20 protein-coding genes are annotated in these 17,623 nt (G+C 60.8%); 10 read left to right on the top strand and 10 right to left on the bottom strand.

The features are described from left to right. The first annotated feature begins 5 nt into the window (after positions 1-5). On the top strand, positions 6-1,235 hold the full coding sequence (locus ACM6IO_RS02845) for a hypothetical protein (RefSeq protein ID WP_223415200.1): 1,230 nt from the start codon (positions 6-8) through the stop codon (positions 1,233-1,235). A 104-nt stretch (positions 1,236-1,339) separates the two neighbouring features. Here the strand turns inward: ACM6IO_RS02845 and ACM6IO_RS02840 are convergent, their stop codons facing one another. The 4 genes from ACM6IO_RS02840 to ACM6IO_RS02825 form a co-directional block, all read right to left on the bottom strand. Beyond that, entirely contained in the window at positions 1,340-1,717 is a 378-nt protein-coding gene (locus tag ACM6IO_RS02840; protein WP_414910868.1) for a DUF2892 domain-containing protein, read from the bottom strand. A 91-nt stretch (positions 1,718-1,808) separates the two neighbouring features. Further along, entirely contained in the window at positions 1,809-2,279 is a 471-nt protein-coding gene (locus tag ACM6IO_RS02835) for an RNA methyltransferase (RefSeq protein ID WP_008034973.1), read from the bottom strand. 212 nt (positions 2,280-2,491) lie between these two features. After that, positions 2,492-2,863: a YajD family HNH nuclease gene (locus tag ACM6IO_RS02830; RefSeq protein ID WP_008034789.1), complete on the bottom strand. Its 372-nt coding sequence runs from the start codon at positions 2,861-2,863 to the stop codon at positions 2,492-2,494. A gap of 48 nt (positions 2,864-2,911) precedes the next feature. Further along, complete coding sequence (locus ACM6IO_RS02825) at positions 2,912-3,598, bottom strand: spermidine synthase (RefSeq protein ID WP_008034788.1); 687 nt, start codon at positions 3,596-3,598, stop codon at positions 2,912-2,914. Between the two features lie 92 nt (positions 3,599-3,690). Between ACM6IO_RS02825 and ACM6IO_RS02820 the strand changes: the two genes are divergently transcribed. Beyond that, a complete protein-coding gene (locus ACM6IO_RS02820; RefSeq protein WP_192228708.1) occupies positions 3,691-3,981 on the top strand; it encodes a hypothetical protein in 291 nt (96 codons plus the stop codon). Here the strand turns inward: ACM6IO_RS02820 and ACM6IO_RS02815 are convergent. Together ACM6IO_RS02815 and ACM6IO_RS02810 are read right to left on the bottom strand one after the other, a co-directional pair. Continuing rightward, positions 3,978-4,451 (bottom strand): cyclic nucleotide-binding domain-containing protein, encoded by a 474-nt coding sequence (locus ACM6IO_RS02815; RefSeq protein ID WP_008035048.1) that lies wholly within the window; start codon positions 4,449-4,451, stop codon positions 3,978-3,980. The genes ACM6IO_RS02820 and ACM6IO_RS02815 overlap by 4 nt on opposite strands. Positions 4,452-4,643: 192 nt before the next feature. Next, positions 4,644-6,698, bottom strand: a complete 2,055-nt coding sequence (locus ACM6IO_RS02810; protein ID WP_414910867.1) for a S9 family peptidase — start codon at positions 6,696-6,698, stop codon at positions 4,644-4,646. Positions 6,699-6,942: 244 nt separating this feature from the next. On the opposite strand from ACM6IO_RS02810, the gene ACM6IO_RS02805 reads away from it, so the two are divergent. The 3 genes from ACM6IO_RS02805 to ACM6IO_RS02795 are packed head-to-tail and all read left to right on the top strand — an operon-like array spanning position 6,943 to position 8,802. Continuing rightward, the gene (locus ACM6IO_RS02805; RefSeq protein WP_192228710.1) at positions 6,943-7,440 is read left to right on the top strand and encodes an MFS transporter; all 498 of its coding nucleotides are present in this window, start codon (positions 6,943-6,945) and stop codon (positions 7,438-7,440) included. Between the two features lie 30 nt (positions 7,441-7,470). Next, positions 7,471-8,247, top strand: a complete 777-nt coding sequence (locus ACM6IO_RS02800) for a class II glutamine amidotransferase (RefSeq protein ID WP_008035054.1) — start codon at positions 7,471-7,473, stop codon at positions 8,245-8,247. Between the two features lie 12 nt (positions 8,248-8,259). After that, positions 8,260-8,802 carry a DUF2937 family protein gene (locus tag ACM6IO_RS02795; protein WP_008035055.1) on the top strand — a complete coding sequence of 181 codons (543 nt, stop codon included), beginning with the start codon at positions 8,260-8,262 and terminating at the stop codon, positions 8,800-8,802. A 4-nt stretch (positions 8,803-8,806) separates the two neighbouring features. Here ACM6IO_RS02795 and ACM6IO_RS02790 read toward each other — a convergent pair whose 3' ends face one another. Continuing rightward, positions 8,807-9,721, bottom strand: a complete 915-nt coding sequence (locus ACM6IO_RS02790) for a LysR family transcriptional regulator (protein WP_008035056.1) — start codon at positions 9,719-9,721, stop codon at positions 8,807-8,809. 158 nt (positions 9,722-9,879) lie between these two features. Between ACM6IO_RS02790 and ACM6IO_RS02785 the strand changes: the two genes are divergently transcribed. From ACM6IO_RS02785 to ACM6IO_RS02770, 4 genes are read left to right on the top strand one after another with little or no spacing between them, the layout of a single operon-like run. Continuing rightward, positions 9,880-11,166 (top strand): MFS transporter, encoded by a 1,287-nt coding sequence (locus ACM6IO_RS02785; RefSeq protein WP_008035057.1) that lies wholly within the window; start codon positions 9,880-9,882, stop codon positions 11,164-11,166. Between the two features lie 44 nt (positions 11,167-11,210). Then, positions 11,211-11,963, top strand: coding sequence for a 5-oxoprolinase subunit PxpA (locus ACM6IO_RS02780; RefSeq protein ID WP_008035059.1), 753 nt, complete (start codon positions 11,211-11,213; stop codon positions 11,961-11,963). Beyond that, on the top strand, positions 11,960-12,664 hold the full coding sequence (gene pxpB, locus ACM6IO_RS02775; RefSeq protein WP_414910866.1) for a 5-oxoprolinase subunit PxpB: 705 nt from the start codon (positions 11,960-11,962) through the stop codon (positions 12,662-12,664). The genes ACM6IO_RS02780 and pxpB overlap by 4 nt, the downstream gene beginning before the upstream one ends. Further along, on the top strand, positions 12,661-13,587 hold the full coding sequence (locus ACM6IO_RS02770; RefSeq protein WP_414910865.1) for a biotin-dependent carboxyltransferase family protein: 927 nt from the start codon (positions 12,661-12,663) through the stop codon (positions 13,585-13,587). Before pxpB ends, ACM6IO_RS02770 begins: the two co-directional genes overlap by 4 nt. Before the next feature lie 99 nt (positions 13,588-13,686). On the opposite strand, the gene ACM6IO_RS02765 is transcribed toward ACM6IO_RS02770, so the two are convergent. Continuing rightward, a complete protein-coding gene (locus tag ACM6IO_RS02765; protein WP_008035063.1) occupies positions 13,687-14,865 on the bottom strand; it encodes a vWA domain-containing protein in 1,179 nt (392 codons plus the stop codon). Between the two features lie 26 nt (positions 14,866-14,891). Beyond that, complete coding sequence (locus ACM6IO_RS02760; RefSeq protein WP_008035065.1) at positions 14,892-15,737, bottom strand: AAA family ATPase; 846 nt, start codon at positions 15,735-15,737, stop codon at positions 14,892-14,894. 220 nt (positions 15,738-15,957) lie between these two features. On the opposite strand from ACM6IO_RS02760, the gene ACM6IO_RS02755 reads away from it, so the two are divergent. Continuing rightward, a complete protein-coding gene (locus ACM6IO_RS02755; RefSeq protein WP_414910864.1) occupies positions 15,958-16,458 on the top strand; it encodes a DUF2442 domain-containing protein in 501 nt (166 codons plus the stop codon). Here the strand turns inward: ACM6IO_RS02755 and ACM6IO_RS02750 are convergent. Continuing rightward, positions 16,455-17,531: a DUF748 domain-containing protein gene (locus ACM6IO_RS02750; RefSeq protein WP_223481893.1), complete on the bottom strand. Its 1,077-nt coding sequence runs from the start codon at positions 17,529-17,531 to the stop codon at positions 16,455-16,457. The genes ACM6IO_RS02755 and ACM6IO_RS02750 overlap by 4 nt on opposite strands. Between the last annotated feature and the right edge of the window lie 92 nt (positions 17,532-17,623).

Below are 17,623 nucleotides of genomic sequence, written 5' to 3'. Positions count from 1 at the left end.
TGTGTATGGCTGTGGGATTGCGGCTGGCGTTGGCCGTTGGGCTGCTGGCCCTGAGTTCGTCGGTGTGGGCGGCGAAAAAAGTCGATCTGGATTACCACGTGCGCCTGTTGCCGCAAAGCGATCAGGCTGAAGTGCGCCTGACGCTGGCCCAGGGTTCTGCGGTGCGCAGTCTGGATTTCGACCTTGGCGACGGCAGCCATTACAGCGACTTCAAGGCCGACGGCCAATGGCAACTCACGCCGGGCAAAGAGGCCCGGGGTGTCTGGCGCCCGGCGGCCGACAAGGCCAGCCTGACCTACCGCGTGCGCATCAGCCACGGTCGCAAGAGCGGCAGCTTCGACACGCGCATGACCCCGACCTGGGCGCTGATGCGCGGCGACGACCTGGTACCGGCCGCCAGACTCGATCAGCAGGACGGCATCGAATTGGTGTCACGCCTTGAATTCGAATTGCCCACCGGATGGAAAAGCGTCGAAACCGCCTGGCCGCGGATCGGCAAGAACAAATTCCGCATCGACAACGTCTCGCGCTTGTTCGACCGGCCAACCGGCTGGATGCTCGCCGGTCACCTCGGCAGCCGTCGCACCCGGCTTGGGGAAACCGAAGTCACCGTCGCCTCGCCTCAGGGCCAGGGCATGCGCCGCATGGACGTGCTGACGCTGCTGACGTTCGTCTGGCCGCAAGTGCAGGCCGTGTTTCCGCGTCATCCCGCCAAATTGCTGATCGTCGGCGCCAACGACCCGATGTGGCGCGGCAGTCTGGCGGCGCGAGAATCGATCTATCTGAATTCGCGTCTGCCACTGGTCAGCGAAAGTGGCAGCAGCGCGCTGGTGCGTGAGCTGGCCCAGGTGTTCGGGCGCATCAACGACAAGCAGCGCAGCGACTGGATCAGCGAAGGCTTTGCCGAGTATTACGCCATCGAACTGGTGCGCCGCGCCGGTGGCATGAGTGATGAGCGGTATGAGAGTTTGCACAAGAAGTTGGCCAAGGATAGCCAGAAGGTCACGACGTTGCGGGGCGAGCAGATCAGCCCGGCACAGATTGGCAAAGCGGTTCTATTGCTGAGTGAACTGGATCAGGAAATTCGCATTAAAACCCGCAACAAACGCTCGCTTGATGATGTGTTGCGCGGGGCGATGCACCTGGAGAGTGTGGATACCAAGGAATTCGTTCAACTGGCCGAGAGCGTGATTGGCGAGTCTTCCAAGGTGCTTGATACCGGGTTGCTTCAGTAACACCGCCTTCGCGGGCAAGCCTCGCTCCTACAGGACCGCGTGATCCCTTGTAGGAGCGAGGCTTGCCCGCGAAGAGGCCCTTAACCGCGACACAAAATCCCGGATCAAACCCCGGCTTTCGGCGACTTCAACGAATCATTCCCGGGCACGCTGGCAGTTTTGGTCGCCGCCTCGGCATTCGCCTTCAACCGAGCCAGGTCTTCCCCGGCACGCTCGATCTTCGCCCGCACGTTGTTCATGTCCTGACGGCTCTTCTCCAACAGGCTCTTGGCCGAACTGTGGCCAGTGATGCCACGGGCCAGCGCCACGCCACCGATCGCCACCTGGATCAATCCGAAAATACCGCCGCGACGCAGGCCTTTGCCCACCATCACCAGGCCGCCGGCGACGGAGCCTGCGCGTTCCCAACCGTGGACGTTATGCTCGGAAGGACTCTGGAACGGGGTGGATTCGATGCGCTCCACGCGTTTGAGTTCGCTCATGATCTGTCTCCTGCTGGAAGGACTGCTTCAAGAATACATAATTAAGCTGACTGCCGAGGCGGGCGGCTTGTTCCATCGGATGTGCGTCGGTTCAGCGGAATTTCGGCCCGGAGCGAGTGTTGAGGCCCTTGGCCATGCGGTCGTACAGCACGACGTTGACGGTGGCCGCAAGATTCATGCAACCGGTGGTCGGGATGTAGACCACGTCTTCGCACCAGTCGCGAATCTCTTTATCCAGCGAGCCGTCTTCCGGGCCGAAGATGTACAGCGCGCGATCCGGGTGGGTGTATTCCGGCAGCGAACGGGCGCCGTCGACCAGTTCCACGGCCACCGGCACGCAGCCCAGGGGCAGGATTTTTTTCAGGTCGTCGATGCCGATCAGCGGAATGTCGTAGTGAACGCGTTTGGTGTCGGTGACGAAGTCGGCGGCGCGGTCATAGCGCTTGCCGGTGTAGAACACGGACGCCACGTTGTAGCAGCCGGCGGCGCGCATGACCGAGCCGACGTTTTCCGGTGATTTTGGGTTGAACAAACCAATGCAGCTGTACCGTTTGTCTGCCACGAGCGGGGTGCCTTCGGGGAAAAAACGGCGATTATACGGGGATTGGGGGAGGGGGTGTCTGGTTTGAGATTGGTGGTGCCTGAACAATTGCTATCGCTAGCAGGCTAGCTCCCACATTGGATCTTGGGTGTTCACAAACACTTATGTGCACAGAAGATCCCCTGTGGGAGCTAGCCTGCTAGCGATGGGGCCGGGTCAGGCAATGAAGATATTCAGTCGTCTTTCTTCATCAACCCGGCCAACGCCGCAAACGGGTTATGCGTCGCCTTGGCAATCTTCGGCGTGCTCAACGAGCCCTCACCGAAATATTGCTGGTCGGTATACCGCGAGTGTTCGTTGTCGTGGCAATACAGGCACAACAATTCCCAGTTCGAACCATCCTGCGGGTTGTTGTCGTGGTTGTGGTCGCGGTGGTGCACGGTCAGTTCGCTCAGGCGCTTGCCGGAAAACTCACGGGCGCAGCGGCCGCACACGTGCGGGTACATCTTCAGGGCTTTGTCGCGGTAACCCATTTCCTTGTCGCGCTGGTTGTCGGCGAGGATGCGGTCCAGCTTCGAGGTGTTGGTCGGTGTTGACGAACTCATGGGTTCACCTTTGTAAAAGACTAATGACGGTTATGACGTAAGTTTAGCCTAGCCCTTGAGCTTCTCGGCAATCCAGATGGTGTGGCGGGTGCCCTTGTTGCCGTGGGCGAAGACCTGGACTTCCTCGGCCTTGAAGCCCGCCTTCTTCAGTTTGTCGGAAAACTGCTTGTCGGCGCTGGCCGACCAGACGGCCAGCACCCCTTTTGGGCGCAGGGCTTTGGCGCAGGCGCTCAGGCCGCCCGCGGAATAGAGCCAGCTGTTGGCCCGCTGGGTCAGGCCTTCGGGACCGTTGTCGACGTCGAGCATGATCGCATCGAAACCTTGCGGTTCGGCCTGCAGCACGTTCGCCACGTCTTCCATGCGAATCACCGTGCGTTTATCCAGCAGCGGGTTGCCGGCTTTCTCGCCCAGCGGCCCGCGATTCCACTCGACCACGCCCGGCACCAGTTCGGCGACCACCACTTCAGCGCTCTTGCCCAGATGCTTGAGGGCCGAGGCGAGGGTAAAGCCCATGCCCAGGCCACCGATCAATACCCGTGAATTCGGCCGTCCGGCAACCTTGCGGCAGGGGATCTCGGCCAGGGCATCTTCGGAACCGTGCATGCGCGTATTCATCAATTGTCCGCCGTCGCCGCCCTGGATCTTGATGACGAAATCCTCACCGTATTCGAACAGGCACAGGGCACCGCCGTTTTCAGGGATAGGCGCGGTGTCGAGCAGAACGAAACGTTTCATGGGGTTCTCTTGAGGAGGAAGGGCATGGGGGAGGCAAACGAACGCAGTTGGGAGTAGCCTGCAAACAGACAACAAGGCTAACGGAGCCATTGATGAAGCGCACCATTCTAACGGTCATTGCCTTGGCCGCGCTCTCGATAACTGCAGTGCAGGCCCAAGAGCTGCAAACCATTCCGACCAGCCCGTCGCCGCTGCCCGGTTCGCCCGGCACGGCAACGCCGACGCCGTACCCGCAGATCACCCCCAACAGTGTGCCCAAAGTCGGGCCTGGCAGTGGCGGGCCGCCGCTGTTGCCGCCGATCATCGTGCCCAGCCCGCCCAAGGATCAGCCCTTGCCGGGGCTTGAGCAGAACCGCACGAAGATCAAGTCGCCCGGTGGTTAAACCTGCTGCGAGAGTAGCTGGCCGTCGGCCATGCGCAGGCGTTTTGACAGGGAGACGGCGAGGGCGCGGATGATCTTCGCGGCGATTTTCGGCGCGTCGTTGAGCATCTTTTCCAGGGAATCCTTGCCCAGGTTCAGCAGCTGGCAATTGCTCGCGGCTACGCAACTGGCGGAGCGCCGTTCGCCATCGAGCACGGCCATTTCGCCGAACGCCCGACCGCTGCGCAGCGTGGCCATGGTCACCCGTTGTCCGTCGCTGTTGGTTTTTTGTACCGCGACCTGGCCGGTATGGATGATGCACATGAAACTGCCGGCATCGCCTTCGCGGAAGATCTCTTCGCCCTCGGCCACCGTGCTGATGCTGAAGTAGCCCGAGGCGGCTGCGAAGTCGGCGGGCAGCAGTTGATCGAACAGGCCACAGTCCATCAGCCAGTCGCGGATTTCGTTGTTCAGTAAGGTCGGTTCTGACATGTCGTCACGGTCTTTTTCTTGTGTCTTTACGGGATTATGGAGCGCTCTCTGTAGGAGCGAGGCTTGCCCGCGAAGAGGCCTTATCATTCAACATCCCTCTTGGCTGACACGCCGCCTTCGCGGGCAAGCCTCGCTCCTACAAGGGCAGGCTCGGCGTTCTGGTGTTAAGACCGAATCACCGAGCCAAGTTCCTCAGGCAATGCCCAAAACCCCGAAAACAAATGCGTATTCGAGTGCTACGTCACGCAATCCCTGATAACGGCCACTCATTCCGCCATGCCCGGCGCCCAATTCGGTCTTGAGCAGCAGTTGATGGGTATCGGTTTTGGTCGCGCGCAATTTCGCTACCCACTTCGCCGCTTCCCAGTACTGCACGCGACTGTCGTTGTAGCCGGCGATCACCAGCGTCGCCGGATACGCCTGCGCGGTGACGTTTTCGTACGGGGCGTAGGCCTTGATCCGATCATAAACGTCCGGCTCTTCAGGATTGCCCCACTCGTCGTATTCCGTGACGGTCAGCGGCAGATCCGGGTCGAGCATCGTGTTCAACACATCGACGAACGGCACTTCGGCAATCGCCGCGCCGAACAGCTCCGGCCGCATGTTAAGCACCGCACCGATCAACAACCCGCCGGCACTGCCACCGCTGATCGCCAATTGCTGTGAGGTGGTGAAGCCGTTGGCGATCAGGTGCTCGGCGCAGGCGATGAAGTCGCTGAAGGTGTTGTGCTTGTGTTCCTGTTTGCCGGCGCGATACCAGGCTTCACCCAACTCGCCTCCGCCGCGCACGTGCGCAATGGCAAACGCCACGCCGCGGTCCAGCAGGCTCAGGCGCGCGTGGGAGAACCACGGGTCGAGGCTTTCGCCGTAGGCGCCGTAGCCGTACAGATAAAGGGGTGTCGGCTTGCCGAGGGCTTCGCGCTTGACCACCAGGCTGATCGGCACTTGCGTACCGTCCGGCGCAGTCGCCCAAAGACGCTGGCTGACATAGGCGTCGGCGTCGAACGGGCCGAGCACCGGGGTTTCCTTGAGCACTTTCTGTTCGCCGCTGACCAGGTCCAGTTGGCGGATTTGCGCCGGACGGTTCAATGCTTCGTAGCGCAAGCGGATCCGCTCGCTGACGAACTCCAGGCTGTTTTGCACGTGCAGGCTGTAGGCCGCATCCGGCAATTGCACGCGGTAGCTCGGCAGGTCTTGCGGGTGAACCTCGATGATCGGCAAGCCGCCGACCCGCAGGCTCAGCGTCAGGGCGCCGGCGTTGAGGCTCATGCCGTCGATCATCGTGGTGTCGCTGTGGGGGATCAGGTTCTGCCAGTCGGCTTCGGTCGGCGCGACGCCGGTATCGACGGCCGTGTACAGGGCAAAGTTGATGCCGTCGCGGTTGGTGCGAATGAACCAGGTCCACTGGCCATCGAGAGCGCCGTGATCGACGTCGTACTCATGGTCTTCGACCCGTGGCGCCACGCAGGTAAACGCCTGTTGCGGCTGGAACGCGTCGAGCACCCAGACTTCGCTGGTGGTCTTGCTGCCCAGCGCCAGCAGCAATTGCTGCTCCGAGCTTGAGCGGTAGCAATGCATGAAGAAGCGGCCGTCCGGCTCATGGAACACTTCTTCGGCCGCCGTGCCGTCCAGTCGATAGCGGAACAGTTTGTGTGGGCGATGGGTGTCGTCCAGTTCGCCGAAGAACAGCGTCAGGCTGTCGTTGGCCCAGGTCATACTGCCGTCGCAGTCGGCGAATTCCAGTTCGCTGACGCGGCCACTGGATAATTCCTTCACGAACAGCGTGTAAATCTCATCGCCCGTGGTGTCGAGGCTGTAGGCCAGGCGCTGGTGGTCCGGGCTGATGCTGAACGCGCCGAGGGAAAAGAAGCCGCCGTTGGCCAGTTCGTTCGGGTCCAGCAGCAGCTGTTCCTGGCTTTCGTCGAGTTGCAGGCTGTCATCTGCCGGGCGCGGGCAGCGGTAGTGACGGGCGTATTCGTCGCCGGCGGTGGTGCGCGTGTAATACAGATACGGGCCCCACGGGGAGGGCAGCGACAGGTCGGTTTCGAGAATCCGGCCCTTGATCTCTTCGAAGAGGGTTTCGCGCAGGCCGGCCTGATCGGCGGTTTGCGCCTCTAGATAGCGGTTTTCAGCCTTGAGGTAATCGAGCACCACCTCGGTGTCGCGTTCCTGCAGCCAGGCATACGGGTCAGAACCTTCAGCCTTGTGGGCAATCGGGGCGCTGGTGATGTTGGCGGATTGGGGCATGAAGGGCTCTCGGGCGATGTACGGAATAGAGGGGTTCGCAGGCTATAGGCAAATGACGCAAATCCCTGTGGGAGCGAGCCTGCTCGCGAAAGCGGTGTGTCAGTCGCCATCAATGTTGCTGACAGGACGCCTTCGCCGGCAAGCCGGTCTCGCTCCCACAGTGTTTGTGCATAGCCGGCCGGCATTGGGGCAAGCCTGATGTGCGAAAAGTCGTTACTATAAGCGCCTCTTTGCCTGCCTTGCCATGGACACCATGACCGAGAACGACTATCTGATCGCTTGGGGCCTTTACGCCTTCGCCGCTTTAGGCTGCCTGTTGGTGTGGATGCGCATGACCCGCTGGATGTGGCGCTGGTTGCGCGAGCCTCTGCGACTGCTGGTCGCTGTGTTGCTGTTCAGCCCGACGATCATCGATCCGGTGAAGGAAAAAGTCGCACCGGCCATCGCCATTACCGCCCTCGATCTCGCGTTCAAGGTTGGCAACAATGCCTGGCGAGCGGTCTCCGACCTGTTCATGTACGGCATGATCGCCTTCGGCATTTACCTGGTGTTCGTGGCGATCCGTTTCCCGATCGAACGCGCTTCCAATGCTCGCAAGGAACGCACGGCAGCCGCCAAGGCTGCGGCCCGGGCCGACGACCCTGACGACGATCATCCTTTCGGCGGTGCCGGTGATGACCGTTACGGTCGTCCGCCGGTCCCGAGCAACCCTCAGCGTATGCGCGTCGAACCGCGTTTGTAACCTTGCCCCTGCCTTACAGAGAGTCCGAGCATGTGTGAGTTATTGGGCATGAGCGCCAATGTGCCGACCGATATCGTGTTCAGCTTTACCGGGCTGATGCAGCGCGGCGGCCGCACCGGCCCGCACCGTGACGGTTGGGGCATCGCCTTTTATGAAGGCCGCGGCCTGCGCCTGTTCCAGGACCCGGCGGCGAGCAGCGAGTCTGAAGTCGCCAACCTGGTGCAACGTTATCCGATCAAGAGCGAAGTGGTCATCGGCCATATCCGCCAGGCCAACGTCGGCAAAGTCTGCCTGTCCAACACCCATCCGTTCGTGCGCGAACTGTGGGGGCGCAACTGGTGTTTCGCCCACAACGGCCAACTGGCGGACTTTCAGCCGATCACCAGCTTTTATCGCCCGGTCGGCGATACCGACAGTGAAGCGGCGTTCTGCGATCTGCTCAACCGCGTACGCGCGGCGTTCCCGGAACCGGTAGAGATCGAAACACTGCTGCCGGATTTGGTAGCCGCGTGCGCCGAATACCGTAGCAAAGGCGTGTTCAACTGCCTGCTCAGCGACGGCGACTGGCTGTTCTGCTATTGCTCGACCAAATTGGCGCAGATTACCCGCCGTGCACCGTTCGGCCCGGCGCGCTTGAAGGATGTCGACGTGATCGTCGATTTCCAGGCCGAAACCACGCCCAACGACGTGGTCACGGTCATCGCCACCGAACCCCTGACCGAAAACGAAACCTGGACCCGCTACGAACCGGGCCAATGGAGCCTCTGGCGACGCGGTGAATGCGTCAGCCAGGGCAAGACCGAATAAGGATTCTCCCCCATGTTGCTCAGTTATCTACGGCTGGTGTTGTTCGCGGCGGGCCTGTTGATCGGCGTCCAGGTGCCGGGGTTCATCAACGACTACGCCAAGCGGGTCGAAGCGCACCTGATTGAGGCGCAGACCGGCTTGAGCGGTTTTCAGGGCACCGCCATTCAATTTTTCAAGGGTGACATGCAGGCCCTGGTCGCCCACTACCGCGCCAGCGAAGACCCGGTTTTCCGCAGCGATGCCGACAGCCTGAGCAACCTGCTGACCCGTCAACTGGCCCTCGATAAACAATTCCAGGCCATGCAAGGCCCGTGGTACATCCGCTTCCTGCAGGTTGTACTGGCCGCCGACCCGGATATCCGCAAGGAAACCTGGAACGGCTACAGCTACCAGATCCTGCTGACGCCGGAAGCGATGATCTGGGGCATGAGCGGCGCGTTGCTGCTGTCGTTCGGGATTGAATGCCTGTTCCGGCTGATCGACTGGGTGGTGCTGGGCGGCAAGCGCCTGCGCCAGAGCCGGCCGATTGAAGAGCGGGATTTACGCGGGTTGTAAGTGATCAGCGCGCAAGGACGATGTAGTTTTCGCCGACCTTGCGCGCATACCCCGCCAGCACCTGCTGACACAACGCGACAATCTCCTCGACCCATTCCGCCCCGGTCCGCCAGGACACCACCACTTGTAAATCCGGTGGCCGTTGATCGATGGCCAGCAAGGTCAATTCGCCGCGCGCCAGCTCCTCGGCCACCAGCACCGGTGGCAACGCGCCAATGCCGAAACCGTCCCGCAGCAGCCGGGTAATCGCCGACACCGAATTCACGCAGTTCAGCCGTGGCGTCATGACGCCATTGGCCTGCATCAACGCGAGCACCTCTTGATGCGGGTGTGAGTTTTTCGAGTAGGTAATGATCCGCTCCCGCGCCAGATCGGCCACGCTGGAATACTCGCGGTTGTAGATGGAGTTGCTGGCAGCGATCCAGCCCATCGGGTGACTGGCCAGCTCCAGGCTGCGCACGCTTTCCTGACGCAGCAGATCGGTTTGCAGGATCAAGTCGAGGAAGCCTTTTTGCAGCTGATCGCAGAGGTTGAGCGAGGTATCGGCCACCAGCTCGATTTCCACCAGCGGATAGTGATCCGTCATCTGTGCCACCAACGGGCTCAGCCAGGTATGAATCACCGTGTCCATCACGCCGATGCGCACCCGTCCGACCTTGCTGGAGCGGGTCTCGATCGACTGCTTGAGCGCTTGCATGGTGTCCATCATCTGCTCGGCATGTTCGAGCACTTTCAAGCCTTCGGGCGTCAGGCTCACGCCGCGTGAATCGCGCAGGAACAGCTTCACCCCGAGTTCGCCTTCGAGCACGGCGATGCGGCTGGAAATCGACGCCTGGGTGGTGAAGAGCTTGTCGGCGGTCAGGCGAAAACTTTTGAGTCGGGCGACCCAGACGAAGGTCTCGAGAAACTTCAGGTTCATGGGGTCAGCTCGTGGATAAAGTTTTCTTATGTCTAAGGCGGGTTTTTATTAGTTGGACGCAACAGGGCCCAGCGCCCAAAAATCAGGCCATCCGGTTCCCACGATAGGCGTCGTCGGGGCTCAGAACAATACCAATAAAATTTGCACGGAGAGTTGCCATGAGTGCGCCCGACACCACCGTCATCCCGAAAGCCACGGCTCGCCCGGGACCTTTCGACTGGTACCGCAACATCAATCAGCAAGAACGCCGCACATTCTGGAGCTGCAAGATCGGCTACGGCCTGGACGGCATGGACACCCAGATGCTCAGCTTCGTGGTGCCGACCCTCATCGCGATGTGGGGCATCACCACCGGCGAGGCCGGGCTGATTCACACCAGTACGCTGATTGCCTCGGCCATCGGCGGCTGGGTGGCGGGGATTCTCTCCGACCGCATCGGCCGCGTGCGCACCTTGCAACTGACGGTGCTGTGGTTCGCCTTCTTCACCTTCCTCTGCGGCTTCGCGCAAAACTACGAACAACTGCTGATCAGCCGCACCTTGATGGGCTTCGGTTTTGGCGGCGAGTGGACCGCCGGCGCGGTGCTGATGGGTGAAGTGATTCGCGCCAAGGACCGTGGCAAAGCGGTGGGCATGGTGCAATCGGGCTGGGCGCTGGGTTGGGGGCTGACGGCGATCCTGTATGCGCTGCTGTTCTCGGTGTTGCCACCGGAAGACGCGTGGCGCGCACTGTTTATCCTCGGCATCGTCCCGGCGGTTTTCGTGATCTTCGTCCGCCGCCTGGTCAAGGACCCGGAAATCTACCGCGAAGCCAAGGCCAAACAGGAACCGAGCAACCCGGCGAAGTTCTACGAGATTTTCGCCCCCGGCATCCTCTTCACCACGCTTCGCGCTTCGATACTGACCACCGGCGCACTGGGCGGTTACTACGCAATCACTTCCTGGCTGCCGACGTTCCTGAAGAACGAACGTGGTTTGAGCGTACTCGGCACGGGCGGTTATCTGGCGATGGTGATCGTCGGTTCCTACGTCGGTTACGTCATCAGCGCGTATTTGACTGACATCCTTGGCCGTAAGAAAAACTTCATTCTGTTCGCGGTGGGCTCGTTCACCATCGTGTTGCTTTACACCCAATTGCCGGTCAGTAACGGCGTGATGCTGTGGCTGGGCTTTCCGTTGGGCTTCTTTGCCTCCGGGATTTTCAGCGGCATGGGTGCCTTCCTGACCGAGTTGTTTCCGACGCGGATTCGCGGTTCGGGCCAGGGCTTTTGCTACAACATAGGCCGGGCGCTGGCGGCGTTGTTTCCGCTGTTGATCGGCTTGCTCAGCCAGAAGGTGCCATTGAGCGTAGGCATCGGGGCGTTCGCGGCGGTTTCCTACGGGGTGGTGATCCTTGCGGCGTTGAGCCTGCCGGAAACCCGTGGCAAACAACTGGATGCGCAGTAATCTGCCCTCATCTGAAAAGAACAAAACCTACAGGAGTGTTCACCGTGAGCCGCCTGCTATTGAACTGCGACATCGGCGAGAGCTTCGGCAACTGGACCATGGGTCTGGACGCCGAGGTCATGCCCTTCATTGATTGCGCCAACATCGCCTGCGGTTTCCATGCCGGCGACCCGAGCATCATGCGCAAGACCGTCAGCCTGGCCCTGAGCAACGGCGTGCAGATCGGCGCCCATCCGGCCTATCAGGATCTGGTCGGGTTCGGCCGTCGCTCCATGGCGTATACCGCCCAGGAACTTCAGGACATTCTGCACTACCAGATCGGCGCCCTCGACGGCCTCTGCCGGGCGCAGGGCGGGCGCGTCAGCTACGTCAAACCCCACGGCGCGATGTACAACGACATGATGGCCAACCCGGCGCAATTGCGCGCAGTCCTGCAGGCCGTGGCGTCTTATGACAAGACGTTGCCGCTGATGCTGATGGCCACCCGCGACAACAGCGCCGCACAGCGATTGGGTGATGAGTACGGCGTGACGCTGTGGTTCGAAGCGTTCGCCGATCGTGCCTACGACAGCGCCGGCATGCTGGTTTCGCGGCAACTGCCGGGTGCGGTGCATCACGATCCGGAAAAAATCATCGAACAGGCACTGACCATCGCCCGTGGCGACAACCTGACCGCCAGCGACGGCAGTGCCTTGCATTTGCAGGCCAACACCCTGTGCGTACACGGTGACAATGCCAGTTCCGTGGCGGCCGTGCGGCGCATTCGCGAAGCCCTCGATCAGCAGAGTGCGCCATGAAACTTCGGGTGGAAGTGGTAGCGCTGGATTGCCTGATGGTGCGGCTGTTCGATGAGATCGCCGAAGCCAACATGCCGTGGATGCTCGCTGCCAGCGAAAACCTGCGTGCGGCGTTTGGTGCGCATCTGATCGATCTGGTGCCGTCGTATACGACGTTGATGGTGCATTACGATCTGACCGAATTGAGTCCGGCGCAGGCGCGGGAATTGATCGCCGAAGCACTGATCGATTTGTCGCCCAACACCCGCACCGGGGGCAAATGTCATGTGCTGCCGGTCTGGTATGACGTGAGCGTCGGTCCGGAATTGCGTCTGTTGTCTCAGCGCAGCGGGCTGGCCGTGGAGGAGGTGATCCGCCGCCACAGTGACCGTGAGTACCAGGTGTTCGCCTTGGGCTTCGCGCCGGGTTTTGCCTTTATGGGGTTGGTGGAAGAGGTCCTCGCCGCACCGCGCCTGAATACGCCGCGCAAAAAAGTCGCGGCCGGCAGTGTCGGGATCGCCGAACGGCAAACCGCTGCCTACCCGGTGGTGTCCCCCGGCGGCTGGAACCTGATCGGCCGCACCCCGGCCAAACTGTTCGACCGCGAACGCGATGGCTACAGCCTGATGCAACCGGGCGACACCGTGCGTTTTCAAGCGGTCAGCCACGCCGAGTTCATCAACCTGGGCGGTGACGACACGCCACTGGAGGCGCAGGCATGAGCCGGCTATCGATTGAAGCGAGCACACCGTTGTGCCTGTTGCAGGACGCCGGCCGTTTTGGCGTGCGGCATCTGGGCGTGACCCAGGGCGGCGGGCTGGATTGGCGCTCGATGTCCTGGGCCAACTGGCTGCTGGGCAATGCGCTGGATGCACCGGTGATCGAAATCACCCTCGGCGGGTTCAGCGTTGTTGCTGAAGAGGATTGCTTGCTCGCGCTGGCCGGGGCGGACCTTGGCGCACAGCTGGACGGTCAGGCGCTGGCGCCGTGGCGCAGTTTCAAGCTGCGCAAAGGTCAGCGTTTGCAGTTCACTCAGCCATTCCTGGGGGCGCGGGCTTATCTCGCGGCGCCGGGTGGTTTTGATGCGCCGAAGGTGTTGGGCAGCAGCGCGACGGTGGTGCGTGAGGAGCTGGGTGGGCTGGACGGCATGGGGCGGGCGTTGGCCAAAGGTGCGTCGCTGAGCTATTCGGCTGAAGCGCCATTGCTGATGCGCGAGTTACCTCGCGAACAAGTACCGGACTTCAAATCCGATTTGCCACTGGACGTGGTACTCGGCGCGCAGATCGGCGAGTTCAGCGGCCAGAGCTTGTTCGATGCGTTCAACAGCACCTGGACCCTCGACAGTCGTGCCGACCGCATGGGTATTCGCTTGCTGGGAACAGCGTTGCAGTACCAGGGCAAACCGATGATCTCCGAAGGTATTCCGCTCGGCGCGGTACAGGTGCCGCCGGACGGGCAGCCGATTGTGCTGCTCAATGATCGGCAGACCATTGGTGGTTATCCGCGACTGGGGGCGTTGACGCCGTTGGCCCTGGCGCGGCTGGCGCAGTGTCTGCCGGGGGCGACGGTACGGTTGCGGCCGGTGGTGCAGGATGTCGCGCATCGGGAGCAGGTTGAGTATTTGCGGCGGTTTTTGAACAGCTAAAAGCTTCGCGGGCAAGCCTCGCTCCTACAGGTTTCGGCATGCACCAATCCTGTAGGAGCGAGGCTTGCCCGCGAAGAGGCCCTTACAAGCGATGAATTTCTACTTGGAAAGAAACCGCATCCCTTCCTCAAGCCCCCGCAACGTCAGCGGGTACATCTGGTCATCAATCAAATCCCGAACGATATTGGTCGACGACGTATAGCCCCACGTATCTTTCGGATACGGGTTGATCCAGATGAGCTTCTTGTACTTCTCCTTGAACCGCTGCATCCACACGTAACCGGCTTCTTCGTTCCAGTGCTCGACGCTGCCGCCGGCCTGGGTGATCTCATAAGGCGCCATCGCCGCGTCACCGATGAAGATCACTTTGTAGTCGGCGCCGTACTTGTGCAGCAGGTCCTGGGTCGACGTGCGCTCGGAGGTGCGGCGCATGTTGTTCTTCCACACCGATTCATAAATGAAGTTGTGGAAGTAGAAGTACTCCAGGTGTTTGAACTCGGTCTTGCAGGCCGAAAACAACTCCTCGCAGATCTTCACGTGCGCATCCATCGAACCGCCGATGTCGAACAGCAGCAACAGCTTGACGGTGTTACGCCGCTCCGGCCGCATCTGGATACTCAGCAGCCCGGCATCTTTGGCGGTGTGGTCGATGGTGCCATCGATGTCCAGTTCTTCGGCCGCACCCTGACGGGCGAATTTGCGCAGCCGGCGCAGGGCGACCTTGATGTTGCGCGTGCCCAGTTCCACCGAATCGTCGAGGTTCTTGTACTCGCGCTGATCCCAGACCTTGACCGCCTTGCCCTGGCGCTTGCCGGCATCGCCGACCCGAATGCCTTCCGGGTTGAAGCCGCCGGAACCGAACGGGCTGGTGCCACCGGTGCCGATCCACTTGTTGCCACCGGCGTGGCGTTCTTTCTGTTCTTCCAGGCGTTTCTTGAATTCTTCGATCAGCTTGTCCAGGCCACCAAGGGACTGGATCGCCGCCCGCTCTTCGTCGGTCAGCGAACGCTCGAATTCCTTGCGCAACCAGTCTTCAGGAATCAGGGCCTGAAGGTGATCGTCGAGTTTTTCCAGGCCATTGAAGTAAGCACCGAACGCTCGGTCGAACTTGTCGAAATGCTTTTCGTCCTTCACCAGAATCGCCCGGGACAAGTAGTAGAACTCGTCCATGTCGGCGAAGGTCACGCGCTGTTTCAGCGCGTTGATCAGGTCCAGCAGCTCGCGCACCGAGACGGGCACCTTGGCTGCGCGCATTTCATTGAACAGGTTGAGCAGCATGGCGTTTGCCCCTACTTAATCAGAGCTTAGCGAGTACCGCGACGACTCATGAACGCCAGGCGCTCAAGCAATTGCACGTCCTGTTCGTTCTTCACCAAGGCACCGGCCAGCGGCGGAATGGCCTTGGTCGGATCGCGTTCGCGCAGCACCGCTTCGCCGATGTTGTCGGCCATCAGCAGCTTCAGCCAGTCCACCAGTTCGGAGGTCGATGGCTTCTTCTTCAGGCCCGGCACCTTGCGCACGTCGAAGAACACGTCCAGCGCTTCGCTGACCAGATCCTTCTTGATGTCCGGGTAGTGCACGTCGACGATTTTCTGCAGCGTGACGCGATCCGGGAACGCGATGTAGTGGAAGAAGCAGCGGCGCAGGAACGCGTCCGGCAGCTCTTTCTCGTTGTTGGAGGTAATGATGATGATCGGACGCTTCTTGGCCTTGATGGTCTCGTCGATCTCGTAAACGTAGAACTCCATCTTGTCGAGTTCTTGCAGCAGGTCGTTCGGGAACTCGATGTCGGCCTTGTCGATTTCGTCGATCAGCAGAATCACCCGCTCTTCGGACTCGAAAGCCTCCCAGAGCTTGCCCTTTTTCAGGTAGTTGCGAACGTCGTGGACCTTTTCCGTGCCCAGCTGCGAATCGCGCAGGCGGCTGACCGCGTCGTACTCGTACAGGCCCTGATGCGCCTTGGTCGTGGATTTGATGTGCCAGGTGATCAGCTTGGCGCCGAAAGACTCGGCCAGTTGCTCGGCCAGCATGGTCTTGCCGGTGCCCGGCTCGCCCTTGACCAGCAGCGGACGCTCCAGGGTGATGGCGGCGTTGACCGCCAGCTTCAAGTCATCGGTGGCGACGTAGGCCTGGGTGCCTTCGAACTTCATCTGCTAATCCTCGAACGGTAACGCCGACCTGACAGGGCAGGGCGGGGCGCAATAATTGTAGTGCCCGACTATAACGCGCTGCCCGGTCGACTGTGAACGCAGACGGCTTATTCAGTCTCTGAATGGGGCGTCACATCTTGACTCAGTCTCGGCGGCTGGCCAGTATTGAGCTATCGCCATTTTGGCGATAGCTTGCGGAGGTTTTTCAAGAGTTGAAACGATGTTACCCATGAAACGACCACGGTTGTCTGCCGTGCAGGCGTTGCCGGATTACCGTTTGGCGCTGACATTTATCGATGGTCAGCAATTGACGCTCGATTTGAGCCGTGACCTGCGTACCTATCCTGGGTTGCAACCGTTGCTGGAGGCGGGAGCTTTCGCCAGTGCAACCCTGGGCGATGATGGCTGGTGCGTCGAATGGCCTGAGCAGGATATCCAGATCGGCGCAGACACTGTTTATCTGGATGCACTCGCGCAAAACGCAGCGGATGAAAACACCCGGATCTTCATCGACTGGCGTGCGCGTACCGGGTTGCCGCTCAATCAGGCCGCCGAGGCTTTGGGGGTGAGTGCCCGCAGCATCACGCGCTACAGCAGTGGCCGTGAAGCCGTGTCCCGGTCATTGGCGCTGGCCTGTCTGGGGTGGGATTTTCTGCAGCTGCGAGATCCGGCGCGGGCGGCTGAAGAAACCGGCCGTTACACCGTTACACGCAAACCCTAACCGGCCTCCGGCTTCGGCCGTTCATACTGGGCATTGAAGGCCTGGACAAAACCGTTACGTAAAATCTGCAAAAACGCGTGGAACGCGCTGATATCTTGCCGGTGAACGCTGCCACTCAATTCAACGCGCGTTGCAAACTGGTTCTTGCCCTGATTTTTCAGCACGGTTTCGGAGCCACCGACAATGGCCTCCCAAATGGAGCGGAACAGCCCTTTGTCCTTGTTCTCGACGTCCTGTTGCCAGTTGAACACATCGACGTCTTTGAGCAGTGGCTTGATGTAGCCAGTCAATTGGGCTTTTTTCGCTTGCGCTTCAATCACTACATCACCATGCCCGGCATTGAAATCGAACTTGCCGTAGGCCGAGGCGAAGTCGTTCATGCGTTTGAGTTCGATGCCCGTGGCGCGTAGGCGGAACTGGAAATCCTCGAAGTCGCTCAGCGGATCGAAGGTCGCGCTGGTTTCCAGTGGCGCGTGCCCCAGCAGCAGCGCTTTGCCATCGAACCGTGCGTCGCGCTTGCCTTCCTTGTCGACGACGTTGGTCAGGTTGTAAATGCTGGCGTTGACCTGGGTGGCGTTCATGTTCACGGGGGGCCTGGAATTGAAGTTCCGGAAGCTGATCTTGCCGTCGCTGATCCGCACTTCGTTCAGGGTGATCGGTAGCAATTTCTCCAATTGTGCCCGCCAATCGGTGCCTTCACCGGTCTGGGAGTTTTTCTTGTTGGCGCCGCCGTCGACGAAGTTCACTTCGGGTTTGACGAACTGCGCCTTGGCCACGACCGCGTGGTCGTACCAGAGCGAGTGCCAACTGACGGAAAGATCGATCAGCGGCGCATTGACGAAAGGCACCGGGACCTTGCCTTCGATCTTGACGACTTTCAGCCCGTTGATTTTGTAGGCGCCGCGCCACAGGGCCAGGTCCACGTCGGTGATCTGCCCGCGATAGTCACCCATATTCGCCAATCGTTCGTTCAGGTAGTCACGCACCAGATAGGGCAGGGCGATGTGCAGGGCAAACAGCAACATGAGGAGGCCGGCGAGGGTCCACAGAGGCCAACTGTATCGACGCTTCATGGCGGCAAATCTCTGGCGGTGTAATGCGATTGACTGCTGTGCGGGCCGGACGTTCGACTGACTGGACGACCACGGGCAACAGGCATACCGTG

Origin of the sequence: Pseudomonas sp. IT-P44, from assembly GCF_949768225.1 — a bacterium.
GTDB lineage: Bacteria > Pseudomonadota > Gammaproteobacteria > Pseudomonadales > Pseudomonadaceae > Aquipseudomonas > Aquipseudomonas migulae.
This window is presented reverse-complemented; position numbering and strand designations above follow the sequence as displayed.